This is a genomic window from Sodalis ligni (assembly GCF_016865525.2).
Lineage (GTDB): Bacteria > Pseudomonadota > Gammaproteobacteria > Enterobacterales > Enterobacteriaceae > Acerihabitans > Acerihabitans ligni.
In genome coordinates, this window is sequence record NZ_CP075169.1 from 3,012,776 (window position 1) to 3,031,641 (window position 18,866).

12 protein-coding genes and 4 pseudogenes are annotated in these 18,866 nt (G+C 55.1%); 10 read left to right on the forward strand and 6 right to left on the reverse strand.

Translation table 11 applies throughout. From position 1 onward, the window contains the following. The first annotated feature begins 21 nt into the window (after window positions 1–21). From prfA to kdsA, 4 genes and pseudogenes are all read left to right on the forward strand, one after another. Window positions 22–1,104, forward strand: coding sequence for a peptide chain release factor 1 (prfA, locus tag GTU79_RS13965; protein WP_203521471.1), 1,083 nt, complete (start codon window positions 22–24; stop codon window positions 1,102–1,104). Then, window positions 1,104–1,937: a peptide chain release factor N(5)-glutamine methyltransferase gene (prmC, locus tag GTU79_RS13970; protein WP_203521470.1), complete on the forward strand. Its 834-nt coding sequence runs from the start codon at window positions 1,104–1,106 to the stop codon at window positions 1,935–1,937. The genes prfA and prmC overlap by 1 nt, the downstream gene beginning before the upstream one ends. Before the next feature lie 184 nt (window positions 1,938–2,121). Next, a complete protein-coding gene (gene sirB1 / locus GTU79_RS13975; RefSeq protein ID WP_203521469.1) occupies window positions 2,122–2,931 on the forward strand; it encodes an invasion regulator SirB1 in 810 nt (269 codons plus the stop codon). Between the two features lie 116 nt (window positions 2,932–3,047). Further along, window positions 3,048–3,902, forward strand: a pseudogene (kdsA, locus tag GTU79_RS13980) (3-deoxy-8-phosphooctulonate synthase). A 204-nt stretch (window positions 3,903–4,106) separates the two neighbouring features. Here kdsA and dauA read toward each other — a convergent pair. Together dauA and chaA are read right to left on the reverse strand one after the other, a co-directional pair. Beyond that, entirely contained in the window at window positions 4,107–5,819 is a 1,713-nt protein-coding gene (gene dauA / locus GTU79_RS13985; RefSeq protein WP_203521467.1) for a C4-dicarboxylic acid transporter DauA, read from the reverse strand. A 199-nt stretch (window positions 5,820–6,018) separates the two neighbouring features. Beyond that, a complete protein-coding gene (chaA, locus tag GTU79_RS13990) occupies window positions 6,019–7,110 on the reverse strand; it encodes a sodium-potassium/proton antiporter ChaA (protein ID WP_203521466.1) in 1,092 nt (363 codons plus the stop codon). A 396-nt stretch (window positions 7,111–7,506) separates the two neighbouring features. Here chaA and chaB point away from each other — a divergent pair, with 396 nt between their 5' ends. After that, entirely contained in the window at window positions 7,507–7,737 is a 231-nt protein-coding gene (chaB, locus tag GTU79_RS13995; protein ID WP_132921645.1) for a putative cation transport regulator ChaB, read from the forward strand. 347 nt (window positions 7,738–8,084) lie between these two features. After that, window positions 8,085–8,786 carry a gamma-glutamylcyclotransferase gene (locus GTU79_RS14000; RefSeq protein ID WP_132921644.1) on the forward strand — a complete coding sequence of 234 codons (702 nt, stop codon included), beginning with the start codon at window positions 8,085–8,087 and terminating at the stop codon, window positions 8,784–8,786. 104 nt (window positions 8,787–8,890) lie between these two features. Here GTU79_RS14000 and GTU79_RS14005 read toward each other — a convergent pair. Then, window positions 8,891–10,185: pseudogene (locus GTU79_RS14005) on the reverse strand (acyltransferase family protein). A gap of 681 nt (window positions 10,186–10,866) precedes the next feature. On the opposite strand from GTU79_RS14005, the gene astA reads away from it, so the two are divergent. From astA to osmE, 4 genes and pseudogenes are all read left to right on the forward strand, one after another. Beyond that, window positions 10,867–11,925, forward strand: a complete 1,059-nt coding sequence (gene astA / locus GTU79_RS14010; RefSeq protein WP_203521465.1) for an arginine N-succinyltransferase — start codon at window positions 10,867–10,869, stop codon at window positions 11,923–11,925. An 8-nt stretch (window positions 11,926–11,933) separates the two neighbouring features. Continuing rightward, complete coding sequence (astB, locus tag GTU79_RS14015; protein ID WP_203521464.1) at window positions 11,934–13,259, forward strand: N-succinylarginine dihydrolase; 1,326 nt, start codon at window positions 11,934–11,936, stop codon at window positions 13,257–13,259. A 365-nt stretch (window positions 13,260–13,624) separates the two neighbouring features. After that, window positions 13,625–14,177: pseudogene (spy, locus tag GTU79_RS14020) on the forward strand (ATP-independent periplasmic protein-refolding chaperone Spy). Window positions 14,178–14,316: 139 nt separating this feature from the next. After that, entirely contained in the window at window positions 14,317–14,649 is a 333-nt protein-coding gene (osmE, locus tag GTU79_RS14025; RefSeq protein WP_132921639.1) for an osmotically-inducible lipoprotein OsmE, read from the forward strand. Between the two features lie 87 nt (window positions 14,650–14,736). Here osmE and katE read toward each other — a convergent pair. The 3 genes and pseudogenes from katE to kduD all read right to left on the reverse strand — a co-directional run bounded on the left by katE (window position 14,737) and on the right by kduD (window position 18,826). Next, window positions 14,737–17,011 (reverse strand): annotated as a pseudogene (gene katE, locus GTU79_RS14030) (catalase HPII). A 192-nt stretch (window positions 17,012–17,203) separates the two neighbouring features. Further along, on the reverse strand, window positions 17,204–17,785 hold the full coding sequence (locus GTU79_RS14035; protein ID WP_132921637.1) for a metal-dependent hydrolase: 582 nt from the start codon (window positions 17,783–17,785) through the stop codon (window positions 17,204–17,206). A 279-nt stretch (window positions 17,786–18,064) separates the two neighbouring features. Then, window positions 18,065–18,826 (reverse strand): 2-dehydro-3-deoxy-D-gluconate 5-dehydrogenase KduD, encoded by a 762-nt coding sequence (kduD, locus tag GTU79_RS14040; RefSeq protein ID WP_132921636.1) that lies wholly within the window; start codon window positions 18,824–18,826, stop codon window positions 18,065–18,067. Window positions 18,827–18,866: the final 40 nt, after the last annotated feature.

An 18,866-nucleotide genomic window follows, 5' to 3' on the forward strand; every position in this document is an offset into this window, starting at 1 on the left:
TACAAGGTAAAACCACCATCCATGAAGCCTTCTATTGTTGCCAAACTGGAAGCGTTACAAGAGCGCCAGGAAGAAGTCGAGGTTCTCCTCGGCGATCCCGGCGTCATTACCGATCAGGAGCGTTTTCGCGCGCTGTCCCGGGAGTATGCGCAACTGACCGATGTTACGGCGTCCTTTCAGCGCTGGCGGCATGTGCAAGACGATATCGACACGGCGGAAACGCTGCTGGACGATCCGGAAATGCGCGATATGGCGCAAGATGAGCTGAAACAGGCCAAAGCGCTGCAGGAAGAGCTGGAGCGTGAGCTGCAACTGCTTTTGCTGCCCAAGGATCCTGATGACGAACGAGGCTGCTTTCTGGAAGTCCGTGCGGGCACCGGCGGTGACGAAGCCGCCATCTTTGCCGGCGATCTCTTTCGCATGTACAGCCGTTACGCCGAAGCGCGCCGCTGGCGTATCGAAATCATCAGCGCCAGCGACGGCGAGCAGGGCGGTTACAAAGAGGTCATCGCCAAAATCGAGAACGACGGCGCCTACGGCCAGCTTAAATTCGAATCCGGCGGCCACCGGGTACAGCGGGTGCCGGAAACCGAATCCCAGGGCCGCATTCATACCTCCGCCTGCACGGTAGCGGTGATGCCGGCCATTCCTGAAGAAGAGTTGCCGGTAATCAACCCCGGCGATTTGCGCATTGACACCTTCCGTTCCTCCGGCGCCGGCGGACAGCATGTCAATACCACTGATTCCGCCATCCGCATTACCCACTTGCCCACCGGGCTGGTGGTGGAATGCCAGGATGAGCGCTCACAGCACAAGAACAAAGCCAAAGCGCTGGCGGTGCTGGGCGCCCGCCTGCGTGCCGCTGAAATACACCGGCGCCAGTTGGAAGAGGCGTCGACCCGCCGCAATTTGCTGGGCAGCGGCGACCGGTCCGATCGCATCCGCACCTATAATTTCCCGCAGGGGCGGGTGACGGATCATCGTATCGGCCTGACGCTGTATCGGCTGGATGAAGTTATCGAAGGCAAGCTTGATATGCTTATCCAGCCGATTATGCAGGAGTATCAGGCCGATCAGCTGGCGGCGCTGGCGGATCAGTCCTGATGGAGATACGCGAGTGGCTCAACGTCGCCACCCGGCGACTGGCGGCTGGGGAAAGCCCCAAACGGGACGCCGAGATTTTGCTCGGTTTCGTGATTGGTCGCCCGCGTACCTGGCTGCTGGCCTTTGACGAAACGCCGCTGACGCCGCCGCAGGTTTCCCTGCTGACGGACCTGCTGGCGCGGCGCGAGGCCGGCGAGCCCATCGCTTATCTTACCGGCGAGCGGGAATTCTGGTCACTCAGGCTCAAAGTCTCGCCGGTGACGCTGATACCGCGACCCGATACCGAATGCCTGGTTGAGCAGGCCCTGGCGCTGGTACAAGAGCCGCAGGCGGATGTGCTCGATTTGGGCACCGGCACCGGCGCCATTGCGCTGGCGCTGGCGAGCGAACGTCCGGGCTGGCGGCTCACCGGCATCGACGTGCAGGCCGGGGCAGTGGCCCTGGCGCGGGAGAACGCGCGCTGCCTCGGTTTGACCAATGCCGCATTCGCAACGGGAAGTTGGTTTAAATCATTGCAGGGACAGCGCTATACCCTTATTGTGAGTAACCCCCCCTATATTGATGCCGAAGACCCGCATTTAGGCCGTGGCGATGTTCGTTTCGAGCCGCGCGGCGCACTGGTGGCGGCGTCCTCGGGGCTGGCGGACCTGGCGAGCATTATCAACGGCGCCGGCGGTCATTTGCACCCTGGGGGCTGGCTGGCGCTGGAGCATGGCTGGCAACAGGGCGAGGCTGTGCGCGGCCTGTTGTCCCGGGCCGGTTTTGATCGGGTAGGCAGCCGGAACGACTATGGCGGCAATGAACGTGTTTCAATGGGACAATGGCCGGTGTAAGACGCCGATCATGACGATGATGATGGAGCAATGATGAGTGCTTACATGGCAATCAAGTACTTTCATTTAACGACGGTATGGACCTTCCTTTCATTTTTTTCCCCGCGCCTTTACCGGCGCTGGCCCGTTTTTATATTTATTACCGTCTGGCAACCAGCAAACAGTCTTTGCTGACAGGATTACTATGAGTAATATTGCGGATTTTGAATACAACCTCTCACCGCTTAGCGAGGGTGTCATGCGTATCTCTCTTGCCATCCGCCAGGACTTCCCCGCCGAGAGCGTCCGCCAGCAGCTGGCAAAGCTGACAGGAGAGGCGCGGGAATATATCCCCGAGGATATGCGGCCGGACCAACAGCTCGATTTATTGCTGAATCTATTTTACCGAATCTGGGGCTTTGGCGGAGTGGGGGGCGTTTACCGTCTCTCTGACGCGCTATGGCTGGATCGGGTGCTGGAGCGCCGCCAGGGGCTGCCCACCTCCCTGGGTATCATTCTGCTGCATATCGCCCAGGGCCTGGGAATTCCCCTGTTGCCGGTAATATTCCCCACCCAGATGATCCTGCGCGCCGGTTGGCTGGACGGCGAAATGTGGCTTATTAATCCCATCAACGGAGATACCCTGGATGAACATACCCTGGACATCTGGCTGCGCGGCAATATCGGCACCGGTATAGAGCTGGTGGACGAAGATCTGGAGGAAGCGGACAACGGCACGGTGGTGCGAAAACTGCTGGATACCCTGAAATCCGCGCTGATGGATGAAAAACAGATGGAGCTGGCACTGGGCGCCAGCGAGGCCATGCTGGAATTCGATCCCGACGATCCTTATGAAATACGCGATCGCGGTTTGATTTATGCGCAGCTGGAATGCGATCATGTTGCATTATCCGATCTCAATTATTTCGTTGAGCAGTGTCCTGAAGACCCCATAAGCGAAATGATCAAAGTACAGATCCATTCAATTGAGCAGAAATCGGTGACGCTGCATTAATATCTATTACGCTATACCCTGGATAATTCGAGTTGCGGCAAAGCCCGCGTACCCGCAACTTGGAGTATGACGGCTATATAGCGCCGCGGTTCGATTTATGATAATAAGGCCCTGATATGAAGCAAAAAACAGTTAATATTGGCGAAATTCCCGTAGCAAACGATCGCCCCTTTGTCCTGTTCGGCGGCATGAATGTGCTCGAGTCCCGCGAACTGGCCATGCGTATCTGCGAACACTACGTTACCGTCACGCAAAAACTCGCCATACCTTACGTGTTCAAGGCATCATTTGACAAAGCCAACCGCTCCTCTATCCACTCCTATCGCGGTCCGGGGCTGGAGGAGGGTATGAAAATCTTCCAGGAGCTCAAAGCGCAGTTCGGCGTCAAAATCATTACCGACGTGCACGAAGCGGCGCAGGCGCAAACGGTGTCCGAGGTGGTGGATGTGATTCAGCTGCCGGCGTTTTTAGCCCGCCAGACCGATTTGGTGGAGGCCATGGCCCGCACCGGCGCGGTGATCAACGTGTAGAAGTCGCAGTTTATCAGCCCTTCCCAGGTGGGAAATATCGTCGATAAATTTCACGAAGCCGGTAATGACCAGGTTATCCTGTGCGACCGCGGCAGTAATTTCGGCTACGACAACCTGGTGGTGGATATCCTGGGTTTTAACGTGATGAACCGCGTTTCCGGCGGCTGTCCGGTGATTTTTGACGTTACCCATGCCCTGCAAACCCGCGACCCGTTCGGCGCCGCTTCAGGCGGTCGCCGCGCACAGGTGGCGGAACTGGCCCGCGCCGGCATGGAGGTGGGCATCGCCGGCCTGTTTATCGAAGCGCATCCGGCTCCGGAGCATGCCAAATGCGACGGCCCCTCGGCTCTGCCGCTGGATAAGCTTGAGCCTTTCCTGGTGCAGATGAAAGCCATTGATGAGCTGGTGAAAAGCTTCCCGGCGCTGGATACCAGCCGGTAAGATAAGCGGGGGATACCTAGGCCGGCGATCGTCGATCGCGCAATGAAGTGTTAAAGGGAAACCGTGCTGATGGGGTCGAAGCGGGCGTGGTTTTACCGCCCGCCGGAGCGCCCCACAGCGCGGTAAGCCCGCCATCACCGTACGTGCACCAACCCCGTTAAAGAGAGCTCTACCGTGGCGCGCTGCGGATCGGAATACCGCCCATCAGGCGACGGCGGGCTTTGTTTCCGCCAGTTCCTGCAATGCCTGGGTCAGCGTCGGATAAAACGCCAGCCGGCCCTCGATGGGATGGATATTGGCTCGGGCCAGGGTTTTCAGCGGCCCAAAAGGAATATCGGTGACGATAAGCTGTTTATCCGCCGCCAGGTGTTCACTGAAACGCACAAACGCCTGCAGACCGCCGGCATCCAATACCGGAACCGCATCCCACTGCAGGACAATAAGCCGATCGTCGCGGGTCAACACCGCCAGTTCATCAAAAATGCGCTCGGCGGCGGCAAAAAACAGCGGCCCGTTAATCCGGAACACCCGATATTGCCCGGCGGCGCTTTGCGGCAGCTCGCTGATGCGGGTCATACTGGCGATACGGCGCATAAACAGCAGCGAAGCCAGGACAATACCCACGGTGATGGCGATGACCATATCGAAAAGCACCGTCAGGGACATACACAACAGCATGACCGCGATATCGTCCTTCGGCGCCCGCCGCAGCAGGTAAATAACCTTGCGCGCCTCGCTCATGTTCCAGGCCACCAGCAGCAGCAGGGCCGCCATGGCCGACATCGGCAGATAGGACAAGGCGGGAGCCAGTATCAGCAGCGCCAGCAGCACCAAACCCGAATGGACCAGCGAAGAGACCGGCGACGTCGCGCCGGCCCTGACATTGGCCGCCGAACGCGCGATGGCGGCGGTGGCGGTAATGCCGCCGAAAAAGGGTGCGACGATATTTCCCAGGCCCTGGCCAATCAGCTCGTTATTGGACTGATGTTTAATGCCGGTCATCCCGTCGAGCACCACGGCGCATAATAACGATTCAATAGCCCCCAGCATCGCCATGGAAAACGCCGCCGGTAAAAGAGCCGAAATGGTGTGCCAGTCAAACGCCATTGGCTGGCCGTGGGCATCCGGCAGGTTCCAGGGCAATATCCACTGCGGCAAAATGGGCGGGATGCCCTGACCGTGGGCACCGTTTGCCAGCACATAACCGAACCGGGTACCGATAGTGGCCACCGGCAAATGAAATGCCCATAGCACCACCATGACGCCGGAGCCAATCAATAGCGCCGGCAGGTGCGCCGGGAGACGAATACCCAGGCGCGGCCAGTAGACCAGTACCGCCATGGTGGCCACCCCCACCAAGGTGTCGCCGAGGTTGAAGGTGGGTAATGCTCCTACCAGCGCCGCCAGCTTGCCGAGATACTCCGCCGGTATCGTGTTGAGCTGAAGACCGAAAAAATCCTTTATCTGCATGGTGCCGATGGTGATGCCTATGCCGGAGGTAAAACCCAGCGTCACCGGCAGGGGAATAAATTCGATAAGCTTACCCAGCCGGGCGAACCCCATAAACATCAGGATCAGTCCGGAGAGCAGGGTGGCAATGAGCAATCCCGCCAGGCCGAACTGTTGCGACACCGGATAAAGGATCACCACAAAAGCGGCGGTGGGGCCGGAGACGCTGAAGCGCGATCCGCCGAACAGGGCGATAATGATACCGGCAACGGCGGAAGTATACAGACCGTATTGCGGCGCGACGCCGCTGCCGATGGCCAAAGCCATGGAAAGGGGGATGGCGATAATGCCGACCGTGACCCCGGCGATAGTATCTTTGATAAGGCGCTGTAAACTATAGGGCTCTTTCCAGCAGGCTTCAATAAGGGCACTGAACGGGCGGATACCGGTAAATATATGACTTTTCATTGGAACGACGAACCAAAACGTAACTGAGGCGGGCCGTGGGTCCGTCTTGAAGGAGTATTAAAATAACAGTTTTTACAAGGGTAAAACCAGTGAAAACTTTATCGCGCCTGAAAAAAGAGCCTTCTCCCGGCCCGACGGCCGGGGATGTTAACGGAATATCAAGAGTTGGGGCCCGCCAAGGCCACGCCGGAAGAGGGGGTCACAGCATCAGCGTCATCAGGTAGGCGCCGAATAACGCTAAATGAGCGGTGCCGTTCAGCACGTTGGTGCGCCCGGTGGAAAATGAGATTTGGCACAGAATCAGGGCGGTGGACAGTACCACGATTTGCGACAGATCCAGACCGAAGGCCAAGGGATGGTCGGTGAGGATGGAGATCACCGTCACCGTCGGCACGGTAAGGGAGATGGTGGCCAGTACCGAGCCGAAAAACAGATTCATTGCCCGCTGCACCTGGTTTTTCAGCACAGCCTTGATGGCACCCAATCCTTCCGGCGAGAGGATAAGCAAGGCCACCAGAAAGCCGGTGAACTGCGGCGGGGCATTCAGATCGCCAAGCAATTGTTCCAGCGGCCCGGCGTTGAACTTGGTAACCGATACCACCGCCAGCAAATGAACGATTAACCAGCCGGCATGCCATGTGGAGCTGTGGGCGGAAGGCTTACCGTGGGCGTCGTCGTCGCCGTCTTCATGCTCATACACGAACCATTTCTGGTGCGTTTTGGTTTGGATGACCAGGAACACGCCATACATGGCCGCGGAAATCGCGGCGGCGAACAGGGCCTGGGCCGTGCTGAAATTACCTTTCGGCAAGGCGGCGGGCAGCACCAACACGATAATCGCCAGCGGCACAATGGCCATCAGGTATTGCTTGATACCCGCCAGATTAACGAACTGGGTGGCGAACTTGCGTCCTCCCAGCAATAGAGAGAAACCCACCAGGCCGGTGGTGACAATCATGATGACGGAAAACAAGGTATCACGCATGATGGCAGGCGAAGCGTTGCCGGTGGCCATCAGCGCTGAAATCAGGCTGACCTCGAGTATCACCACCGACAGGCTTAATATCAGCGAGCCGAAGGGCTCGCCCAGCCGGTGGGCCAGCACATCCGCATGGCGCACCACGTTAAAGGCGCTCACCAGGATAGCCGCCAAAGCCAGCAGATTGATAACCAGAGTAGAGTAAAAAGTGGAGGCGGAACCCCAAAATATCAATATTGCCAGCGCGGCGAGGGGAAATAACAGGGTATATTCTTTATGGCGTGTTTTGATCCCTTGTTCGGACGACTTCATAATAGGTAATCTCCTTGCAGGTAAGGCTGGTTACCGGACGGTGAATTAATCGGGTTTCAGCATTTATCGTCTGGAGAATATTAACAGAAAAAAATGCGAAATATGTCAAGATATGTATAAAATGAACGTTAAAAAAAAATAATGGGGGAAACCGGTAAAAAAACCTCTTTTTCATCGCAATTTAATAGAATAAACACACCTTTGATATATTAAAAATATTTAATTATTTCCTATTAAACGGCATGTTAAGCCAAAAAGTCGCTGAATCTGCCTGTCAAATACAATTCCCAATCTGCCGGCTTAAAAAGCCGCTTCTTATAATACGCTGCCGCCTGCCGTTTGGCTTACGTCGGCATTTGCCGCTACACTTTAATGAGATTGAGCCAGGAGGACCCTATGCCTTACAAATCTAATAATTCATTACCTGACAGCGTCAGTCACGTTTTGCCAAAACACGCCCAGGATATTTATCGCGAGGCGTTTAATCATGCCTGGGATCAATATGAGGAAAAGGCCGAACGCCGTGGAGACGAATCCCGCGAAGAGACCGCTCATAAAGTGGCTTGGGCTGCGGTAAAACACAAATACCAGAAAGGTGACGACGATCGTTGGCACCCTAAATCATAACCCGCGCCCGCAGTGATATCCATACTAACCCTTTTCAAGCCCTGGCCGTTGTCCGGCATCTGCCCGCAATAGCGTCTATTCCCTGAAACATGCCCCGGCGATAGGGATTATCGCCGCGGTTCAAACCGCCATGCCGTTGGCCTTACCCGCCTTTTAATTCATTTACGTGCTGATTAGCACGGCATAAACATAGTGTGACACAGATCAAGCTTGATAATAGGGTAAGAAACTTATATGGTCATTTTAATAGTGTTTTATTAATGAGCTATTACATGATAAGGAATTCAAATATTCAACTGGCGGCTTTACCCTGACGGGCGGCGGATGTGGTTAGGAGAATATCATCAGTGTTAACGCGTGATTTCCTGCAAAAAGCTGATTGTAAAACTGCCTTCGGCATCATTGAAGAGGCATTGTTGTTAACACCAGAGCAGCGTCGCGCTTCCTTGCAAAGCACGCTGGAGCGTCGGCCGGATAATAGCCCGGTGTGGATTTTCGGTTACGGTTCCCTGATGTGGAATCCCATATTCGAGGCGGAGGAGGTCCGTCCTGCAACGTTGTCGGGCTGGCACCGCGCTTTTTGCCTGCGTTTGATCGCCGGGCGCGGCACCGTTGCCCAGCCCGGGCGGATGCTGGCGCTGAAAGAGGGCGGGCAAACCACCGGCCTGGCCTTTAGGCTGCCTGAAGATCGTTTGCATGAAGAACTGGAACTGCTGTGGAAACGGGAGATGCTTACCGGTTGCTACCTGCCGACCTGGAGCGAACTGACGCTGGAAAACGATGAAAAGGTCACTGCGCTGGCATTTGTCATGGATTCCCAGCACCCTTTCTTCGAGGCGGATACCCGTTCCCAGATTATCGCGCCGTTAATCGCCTGCGCCAGCGGTCCGCTGGGCACCAACGCACAATATCTGTTCGCATTGGAGCAGGAGCTGAATAACTACGGCATGCATGATGAATGCATGGTTGAACTGGTGCATCAGGTCCGGCAACTGCTGCGTGGCAAATCCGCCATCAATCAGAATCTGTTTGACGGTCCGCCGTTTTAACGTTCACCAATCAAAACCTGTTCGCAGGTTCTCCGTTGAAGCCTTGGCACGCTTAGAGGCCCGGCCGCTGTAGCCGGGCCTCTAAACCGATTGCGTTACGACCCTTAGGAATTTGAGGTTCCGGCCCTGCTCAGTCGGGGCATCGGCGGGCTTTTTTCCAGAAAACGCGTCACCAGGCTTTTGCGCATGCGGGTCACGAACTGCTCCTGGAAAACCACGCATACCATGATGGTCAGCACCCGATAAAGAGCATAACCGCTCAGGGACAGCTGCACGTTGCCGCCGCGGCGATGCTTCCCTCCCAATCACTGAAACAGGCCGCGGGGTTGCCGCGGAAAAATTGTTCCAGTGTACGAAAGAGATTAAACAAAGGAACATGCAGGGCGAACATCGACAGTGAGGCGGCGCCGAGCCGGGGCGACCAGCGCTGCAGCCAGGCGCTTTGCGGCGTGCGGGCCAGGGCGCAAAGATAGATCAGGGCTATTTGGGACGGCAGCAGCAGGCCGTTATGCAGCAGGAAATACCAGAATTTCGCCCCGTGGGTGAACAGTACCGTGGCGGCCAGGAAACAGCAGACGATAAAAATCACCAGGGCCCGGCGTTGCCATATCGACATGAACTGTTGCCGGAGCCGGGCCCGGCGGAATAGCGCATAGCCCAAAATACCGCCGAAGAATTCCGGTATACGGAAAAGAGGCACCCGTTGCAGCATGCCGGTGTAAGGTACGCCGTAGAGATGTTTCCAAATGACCCAGACCGGCGGCAGCAGGTAAAGGATCCAGATAATGGCCAGCCACGTCCAGGTCCGCCGGGCGTTCATCAGGCGCGGGGCAAAATAGGGAAAGAGAATATAAAAGAAAAACAGCGTCGATAGCGACCACAGGGGCGCATTGAACGTCAGGAAGTAGGGATTCCAGGCCTGCAGCAGGAAAAGCTGCAGTAAACTGTTAAAGGCCAACTGGATATTATCCATGTAATGCTGGAACAGCTCCGGGTGGGTTCGTCCCAGGATTTCATTAGTGTCGTATACCACAAACCGCACGCTGCTGCCGGGCCCATCCGGCGGAATGGCCAGCCACTGCATCAGGGCTATCACCAGAACCGACGACACTAGGGCCACGATATGAATGGGATAAAGATTGAATAAGCGCTTGGCCCAAAAACGCGGGGCCGGGTCGCGCAGGGTATTACCCCGCACATAGACGTGGGCAAGCAGGAAACCGGATAATACAAAAAAACTGCTGGTGGCGAAAAAACCCATACTGGTCAATTCACTCAGACCGAAAATTCCTTGGAACTGCGGATAGTTATGGGAAGTATGGTAAAGCATGACATAACAGCCGAGTAGAAAGCGCAGCCATTCAAGGCCGATAAAACGTTCTTTTTCTAATGGTTTCATAAAAATCTCTCCGGGCTGAGGCCTTGTCTGGCCAATCAGTGGCGGGCAGGTGTCAGTAACTACCTAGCAGAATAATAATTCTAGTTTAAAAATATTAACTGTCTTATGGATGGCCCGGCTGAACGCTTGTTATCCATTTATTTCAACGTCCTGGCCACCGCGGCGATGTTGAGTCCGACACTTTCTCTGCAGCGGGAGAGGGCAGCGATTCCCGTTTCCTCTCGCCATATCATCGGACCACGGTCCACTATCCCAGCACAAGATGACAGTTTGGTTACGGTAACGGCCGCTTTTATTACCAAACTTGTCAGGCACAAACACAAATGCGGTGCGTTCTGCTCATGGCTTCGCTCCAAACGGATTATCCACAGCGACGGTCCGCAAGGCTATGGGACATTTCCTGAACCCGGCGCAAACATCCCGTCATGGGCCGTCTGTAGTTGATCTTGTCTGAACGAGAATATCAGGCCGTGCATAATTTTTCGGATTCAAAACGAAGAAGGGGCTTTATGCATTATATTCATTTTTATGCAATAAAAGTGAATAATATGGTGAAGTAAGCTATTGTTTTAAAAGAACCAGAGTTTTTTTATTCATTGGTATTACGTTGCTGGCATGTTTTGTGCGGATTATACTCATCCTAAGCGATGGGCGAATTTCCGCGTCTTGAGGACTCTTATCATGATGACGATCCGTCCGGTGGAAGCCGGCGATTTAATGGATATAATGAGTCTGGCGGATAAAACCGGCGCCGGGCTTACTTCCCTCCCCACCCACCGGGACGTGCTGGCCGCCCGTATTGATCGTTCCTTGCGCACTTGGCAAGGCGCGGCGGAACGCGCCGAGCAGGGCTACCTGTTTGTGCTGGAGGACAGCGAGCGCCGCAAAGTGGTGGGCGTAAGCGCCATTGAAGCCGCCGTGGGCCTGAATGAACCCTGGTACAATTTTCGCGTCGGCACCCTGGTCCATGCTTCTAAAAGCCTGAATGTCTATAAAGCGGTACCGACGCTCTATCTGAGCAACGATCATACCGGCCAGAGCGAGCTCTGCACATTGTTTCTCGATCCGGATTACCGTCACGGCACCAACGGCCAGTTGCTGATGAAAGCGCGCCTGCTGTTTATGGCGGCGTTCCGGCAGCATTTTGCCCAGCGGGTGATAGCGGAGCTGCGCGGCTATTGCGATGAGCAGGGACATTCTCCTTTCTGGGCCAATCTGGGCCAGCATTTTTTCTCCATCGATTTTGCCCGGGCGGATTACCTGAGCGGTACCGGCAGCAAGGCTTTTATCGCCGAACTCATGCCTAAGCATCCTTTATATGTGGATTTCCTGGCGCCGGAGGCCCGTGCGGTGATTGGCAAGGTACACCCGCACACCGAGCCGGCGCGGGCGGTGCTGGAGTCTGAGGGACTGCGTTATCAGGGGTATATTGATATTTTCGACGGTGGCCCTGTTCTTGAAGCTGAAATCGATAATATCCGCACGGTGCGGGAAAGCCGGCTTTGGGTAACTGCGTTATCGGAAGACGCCGGACCGGACCGGGACGCGCCATGGTATCTGCTGGCGAATGACGACTACCCCGCTTACCGGGTGGTAGCGGCACAGCCGAGACCGGAACGGGACCGGCTGATGATCAGCGCTGAAATCCATGCCTTCCTGCGCCTTTCTCCCGGACGGCGGGTGAGGGCGGTGCCCGTCAGGCTGCCGTCCGGGACGGCACAGACACAAGGGTTATTATGAAGCGAAGCATGGAAGTCAATTTTGACGGGCTGGTGGGACCGACCCATCATTACGCCGGGCTGTCGTTCGGGAATGAGGCATCCACCCGTCACCGCAATCATGACGCCAATCCGCGCCTGGCGGCTCAACAGGGTCTGTTGAAAATGAAATCCCTGTCTGACGCCGGCTTCCCGCAGGCCGTGCTGCCGCCCCACGAGCGGCCGCACTTGCCCGCCTTGCGGCAGTTGGGTTTTAGCGGCACCGACGGGCAGATATTGGCCGCCGCGGCCCGATATCCGCAGTTGCTGTCGGCGGTCAGTTCTGCCTCCGCCATGTGGGTCGCCAACGCCGCCACCGTCAGTCCGTCGGCGGACAGCGCAGACGGCCGGGTGCATTTTACCGTCGCCAACCTGAACAATAAGTTTCATCGGGCGCTGGAAGCCAAGACCACCGGTGCCGTTCTTGCGGCGATATTCGCCGATGGCCGCTATTTCCAGCATCATCCCCCCTTGCCATCCGTGGCGCTGCTTGGCGACGAAGGCGCGGCCAACCACAGCCGTCTGGGACGTTATGATGAGCCGGGCATCCAGCTGTTTGTCTATGGGAAAGACGGCTACGGCGGCGGCGCGGAGCCCGGCCGTTATCCCGCCAGACAGACCCGCGAGGCCAGCGAAGCCATCATCCGCTTGCATCAACTGGCGCCGGAGCGAACTTTGCTGGTGCAGCAAAATCCGGCGGTAATCGATGAAGGGGTTTTTCATAACGATGTGATTGCGGTGAGTAACGAACAGGTCTTGTTTTACCATCAGCATGCGTTTATGGACGGCGTCTCGGTACGCGATCGGCTCCGGCGCCGCCTGGCCTTGCTGCAACAGGACTTCCTGCCTGTGGAGGTGCCCGCGGATCGTGTTTCCGTGGCCGATGCGGTGCAAACCTATTTGTTTAACAGCCAGCTATTAAGCCGGCAAGACGGGCATATGACGCTGGTGGTGCCTGAAGAGGCCCGCCGCAACCCTGGCGTTTGGCGTTATCTGGCAGAGCTGGCGGCGGAAAACGGCGTTATTGATGATATCCGCGTAGTGGACCTGCGGGAGAGTATGCGTAACGGCGGCGGGCCGGCATGCCTGAGATTAAGGATCATTTTGACGCAGGATGAGTACCGGGCGGTGAATCCGCGGGTACTCATGACTGAATATCTGTTTTTGCAATTGAGTCAATGGGTGGACAGGCATTACCGCGACCGCCTGAATCAGCAGGATTTGGCCGATCCGGCTTTATTGAATGAAGTTCGTACCGCGCTGGATGAATTGACCCAATTGCTTGATTTGGGGTCCGTCTATCCTTTCCAGCAATAGGCCGGTATATATTTCAGCGACAGCCTTGACTTGTATGAGTAAAGGTAACATCCATTTCCGACGGCAAGAAAATTGTAATAACGGATGTCGTCAGGGCTCCCCAATGGTATTTTCCCTGGTAGGAATATGATTTAATCGTTATGATATAAATCAATGCAATAGATATTATTTTGACGGATTTCATTACGAATATCCGACACAATCTTCATGATTTCTCCACGATCGCGTTAAAAGTGAATCACAGGCTTTAAGTTATTTACGCATAATGTCATTACTTTAAGTTATCTAGAGTAGACTTGTTTCTGTAGCGCACACTGTCGCTAAGAAAAGTTCCCGACAGAATATAAGCAGACATTGAGGAAATTATGCGTAAATTAACCGCTTTATTCATGGCCACTACCCTGGTATTAGGTTCAGCTCAATTAGCCTCCGCCGCCGATACCACCACCACATCCACGACGACTACCGATGCGCCGGCTAAAGGCGAAATGATGATGCACCATAAGGGTAATCATCATGGACCAATGATGGACATGATGTTCAAGGGCTTGAAATTGACCGAACAGCAGCATCAGCAGATGCGCGATATTTTCAAGGAAACCCGCAAAGAAGTGAATATGCCTTCTGCGGCTGAACGTCAGCAAATGCACGAGATCATCGCCTCGGACAGCTTTGACTCCGCCAAAGCCCAGGCATTTGTCACTGCCCAGTCTCAGGAACAAAACCAGCGTATGCTGGCCCGCCTTGAAATGCAGAACAAAATGTACAATGTCCTGACCCCGGAGCAAAAAGGAATTTAATGCCAAATACCAGCAGCATGCGGAAAAATGGCGCAAAAGGATGCTGCCAAATAACAGCCCGGTTTTGAGTAAAACGTTTAATGGCAATCGCGGCTTCCGGCCGCGATTTTTTGTGTAAACAAAAACGCTGTCGACCGCTGCAAATCATAAGTCAACTTAAAGAAAAATCGGAAAAACACATTACCGTTGCGCTTGAATTTGTAAAAAGCCTTTTGCCATCTAGACTTATCGGTACATACAACAAAAGAGGTGACATTATGAATAAGAAGATCGTTTTAGCTTTTACCACCGCTACCGCATTAACCCTGCTTTCCGGCTGTACCGTGTTTGACAGAGCCGACAGTTATATGAAAAAACCCGTGGTTAGCGACGTTAAAAAGGGTATGACCAAACAACAAGCCCGCGCCATCGGCGGTGTGCCGTCAACGTCAGCCACCATGATTAATGCTCGCGGCACCTGTGACAGCTATGTTTTAGGTACTCGCGACGGTAAACCCATCAATTACTTTGTCAGCTATGATGATACCAACCACGTCCTGAACAAAGGGTTCCAGAGCTGCCAGGAATACGATACCAACCCGCAGCAATAACGGCCACGAAGCAAACCCGGCGCTGTTGGGGTGAGTGATGGGCGATAAGTGAAATATTCACTTATCGCCCATTTCTTTTCTAGTCAATCAGGCGGGTACGCCGGCAATCTTGCCGATACGGGACCAGACGCGATGCAATTTCAACTGGTCAATAAAATCCTGCATCAAGCCTCCCTGGGCGGCGGTTCCTTCGCATAAGCCTTCTTCCGCTTTGTCGTCCACCAGCCCAAGCTGTTGTTTAAAACGCTTGGCATCGCCGCTTAAGGCGATAACCTTTAGATGCTTGTAGGCTTCGAGGATATAATGACTCGCTTCCCCGTCCAGCAGCAACGCGTCCATATTGCCGTCCGGTACGATGACGCCGTCGACGCTTATCGAAGGAGATGCCTCGAACGTGGCATCCACGGGCAGCGTTGATCCATCATTGGCGACGACGTTACCCCCATGGGCGGCCAGCAGTTTGGCATGGACTCCTGCGGCTTTCAGCCCTTGCAGCGCATCCAGTACATCGGCGGCATTTACCCCGTCGCTGAGCAGCAACGCTACCTGACGCCCCTTAACGCTGCCGCTGCCGCTGGCATACAGGCTAAGGGTAGGATCCTGGCTAATACCGTTCACCGGCTTGGGCGGTGCGGTTTTTAACGCGTCCGCCGAGAGCGCTAAGCCGAGCTTGGCGGCTACCCGCTTTGCGAGCTGCACATCTACCCGGGTCAGCAGATCGACGACCCGTTCACGAATATAGGGCCGTGCGACCTTGCCCAGTTCGAAACTGAAGGCATCGACGATATGCTGCTGTTCCGCCGGGGTCTGGCTGAGCCAAAACAAACGCGGGTGGGAATAATACTCAAGGAAAGAGTCGCTGCGCTCTCGGATTTTATGGCCGTCAATGCGTTCCTGGTAGGTTTCAAACCCGCCATTCTGCGCCGCCGGTGCGGTTTCGCGCGGCCAGTTGTCGTTAATGGAATTGGGCTCGTGGGCCGCGGGATTGGTATCGATATCCTGCCGGTGCATGCCGTCGCGCTGGAAATTGTGGTAAGGACATACCGGCCGGTTGATGGGAATTTCATGGAAATTCGGCCCGCCGAGACGGCTGATCTGGGTGTCGGTATAAGAGAATAACCGGCCCTGCAGCAACGGGTCGTTGGTAAAGTCGATCCCCGGAACGATATGGCCCGGATGGAAAGCTACCTGCTCGGTTTCAGCGAAAAAGTTATCCGGGTTGCGATTGAGCGTCATCTTGCCGACGATTTCCACCGGCACCAGCGCCTCGGGGATAAGTTTAGTCGGATCGAGCAAATCAAAATCGAATTTATGCTCATCCTCTTCCGGTATGAGCTGCAGCCCCAGCTCATATTCCGGATAGTCGCCGGCCTCAATGGCCTCCCAAAGATCGCGTCGATGGAAATCAGCATCCTTACCCGCCAGTTTCTGCGCTTCATCCCATACCAGCGAGGCTTTGCCGGCCAGCGGTTCCAATGGAAACGCACAAAGGTCGCTTTGCCTTCGCCGTTAACCAGACGGAAGGTATGAATGCCGAATCCTTCCATGGTGCGATAGCTGCGGGGGATGCCACGATCAGACATGGCCCAGAACACGTTATGCAGGGTTTCCGGCTGCAGCGACACATAATCCCAGAAGGTATCATGAGCGGAGCCGCCCTGTGGTATTTCATTATGCGGTTCGGGTTTTACCGCATGGACAAAATCGGGGAATTTCAGCGCATCCTGAATAAAGAAAATCGGGGTATTGTTGCCTACGATATCGAAATTGCCTTCCTGGGTATAAAACTTGGTGGCAAAGCCGCGGATATCCCTTACGGTATCCGCCGATCCCCTCGAGCCCTGCACAGTGGAAAACCGGACATACACCGGCGTTTTTACCGAAGGATCCTTTAAGAATGCCGCTTTGGTGATATCGCTCAGGGAACGGTATACCTCAAAACACCGTGTGCGGCTGAACCGCGGGCATGGACGATGCGTTCGGGAATACGTTCATGATCAAAATGGGTAATCTTTTCCCGCAGGATAAAATCTTCCAATAATGTCGGCCCGCGCGTCGCCCCGCGCAGTGAATTTTGATCGTCGGCGATTTTAAGCCCCTGATTGGTGGTCAGCGGCTGGTCTTTGCCTGACTTGCGGTAGGGTTCCAGCGCATCGAGTTTGGCATTGCCGTTTTGCGGACTCTTGACCGATCCGGGGGCGGTGGGCTGTTTACCCGGCTCCGAGACGCCGGGCTTGGGCAAGTGGCTGTTATCGTCGGGGGCCAGATGTCCCAATCCCGGTTGGGCCGAACTGGCGCCGGGGGCGGGAGCGGGGTGGGAAAGAGGTATTTTGTCATGGGAGGGATCTGTGGGTTTAGACATTAACATTGCTCCTCTTATCGAGTTGAAATGATAGATAATGGCCGTCCGTGGCTTATATATATGGGGCGGTAGATCAACTATAGAACAGATTCCGATGCCGACAGCCGTTAAAGCCTTATTTTCCTCAAGGGTATGATCGTCGGCGCAAAATAGGCCCACCGGCATGACAAGCGGTCCTTGCAATAACAATATTTAAATAAGAGGAAATAACGTGCCGCGGACTTTGTGCCAGAGGACGTAGACTGAATCGGGCACCGGGATATTACCGCTCAGGGGCATCCCTTGCGGGTGCTGTACGGCAAAGACTAATATCGCCGCGCATAATATCCGTTCCCATTGATTGCCCTTTTGCGAGGTGATAATAGGCAAACGGAAACGCCATCGGCAGGGCCATAATAAAGGCACTCCGGCGGGGGTCAGCATATCGGCGACAATGTGGCTGAGATAGCCGATAATCATGCCGTGAAAAGCATCCAGGGGGATGAGCATATCCGGCGCGAGCTTGAGGGTGAACAGTAGGATCCCGGCGATTATGGCCAGCAGACTGTGGGTAAAGCCGCGATGGCCGAACACCCTGGCGATGGGCAGGGATAGCCATTTCAGCCGCTGACCTAAGAAGGATTGGGGATGATCGATATCCGGCAGCAAACAGGTCAGTAATCCGCCCGCGATTATATGCCACCAGTCGCCATGGGCAAGCGCAGGGGATAGCTCCATTTTTTTCGCTAAAATGGTGCTGGCCAATGCAAATATGAGATGCCCCTCGGCGGTCATGGCTATGTGGAATCTTTATGGCTGGTCATTTGTCCAGTATAAAGCAATCCGCCCGGTTCGGAAATGGGTTACCTTGTAACTTTTACATCTCAATTTATGTCTATGGGAGACCGGCGCTCACCCTTTACAGGTTAGTTGCACGTCTGGTGATAGCGGGCTTACCGCGCCATGGGGCGCTCTGCGGGCGGGAAAACCACGCCCGCTACGACCCCATTGGCACGGTCTCCCTTTAACACGCTCTTCCTTTAACACGCTCGATTTAGCTTCGGGGATGCATCCTTACCGCGCCAGCCAGCCGCCGTCTACGGCGATGGTGTAGCCGTTGATGTAATCCGATGCGGAGGAGGCGAGGAATACCGCCGGGCCTTTCAGGTCGGCGGGCAAACCCCAGCGGCCGGCGGGGATGCGTTCCAGGATTTCTTTGCTGCGGTCTTCATCGGCGCGCAGTTGCTGGGTATTGTTGGTGGCCATATAGCCCGGCGCCAGTGCGTTGACATTGATATTATGCTTAGCCCATTCATTGGCCAGCAGCCGGGTAACGCCCATTACCGCGCTTTTCGAGGCGGTATAGGAAGGGACACGAATACCGCCCTGGAAGGAGAGCATGGAAGCGATATTGATGATTTTGCCGCCTTTACCCTGCTTGATGAACTGGCGGGCCACGGCCTGGGACATAAAGAACACGGTTTTGATGTTGATATTCATCACATCGTCCCAGTTCTTTTCACTGAATTCAATGGCGTCTTCGCGGCGGATGATACCGGCGTTATTCACCAGGATATCTAAATGACCGTACTCCGCCACCGCTTTTTCCACAATAGCGGGTATGCCGTCGGTTTTCATCAAATCGGCGGTCAGGCTCAGAAAACGACGGCCTAAAGCGGTCACTTTGGCGATGGTTTCTTCCGGATCGACGATATTGACGCCGACGATATCGCAGCCCGCTTCAGCCAGACCGATAGCCATACCTTGGCCTAAACCGGTGTCGCAGCCGGTGATCAACGCTACTTTTCCTTTAAGATCAAACGTGTCTAAAATCATACCTTTCCTCATTGATGGCGGCCAAATCCAGACGCCAATG

What these genes read in the sequence shown, in the direction of transcription:
- chaB (WP_132921645.1), top strand. Translation starts at nt 7,507, where the DNA reads ATGCCTTACAAATCTAATAATTCATTACCTGACAGCGTCAGTCACGTT.
- kduD (WP_132921636.1), bottom strand. Translation starts at nt 18,826, where the DNA reads ATGATTTTAGACACGTTTGATCTTAAAGGAAAAGTAGCGTTGATCACC.
- sirB1 (WP_203521469.1), top strand. Translation starts at nt 2,122, where the DNA reads ATGAGTAATATTGCGGATTTTGAATACAACCTCTCACCGCTTAGCGAG.
- GTU79_RS14035 (WP_132921637.1), bottom strand. Translation starts at nt 17,785, where the DNA reads ATGACCGCCGAGGGGCATCTCATATTTGCATTGGCCAGCACCATTTTA.
- astB (WP_203521464.1), top strand. Translation starts at nt 11,934, where the DNA reads ATGGAAGTCAATTTTGACGGGCTGGTGGGACCGACCCATCATTACGCC.
- prmC (WP_203521470.1), top strand. Translation starts at nt 1,104, where the DNA reads ATGGAGATACGCGAGTGGCTCAACGTCGCCACCCGGCGACTGGCGGCT.
- astA (WP_203521465.1), top strand. Translation starts at nt 10,867, where the DNA reads ATGATGACGATCCGTCCGGTGGAAGCCGGCGATTTAATGGATATAATG.
- dauA (WP_203521467.1), bottom strand. Translation starts at nt 5,819, where the DNA reads ATGAAAAGTCATATATTTACCGGTATCCGCCCGTTCAGTGCCCTTATT.
- chaA (WP_203521466.1), bottom strand. Translation starts at nt 7,110, where the DNA reads ATGAAGTCGTCCGAACAAGGGATCAAAACACGCCATAAAGAATATACC.
- osmE (WP_132921639.1), top strand. Translation starts at nt 14,317, where the DNA reads ATGAATAAGAAGATCGTTTTAGCTTTTACCACCGCTACCGCATTAACC.
- prfA (WP_203521471.1), top strand. Translation starts at nt 22, where the DNA reads ATGAAGCCTTCTATTGTTGCCAAACTGGAAGCGTTACAAGAGCGCCAG.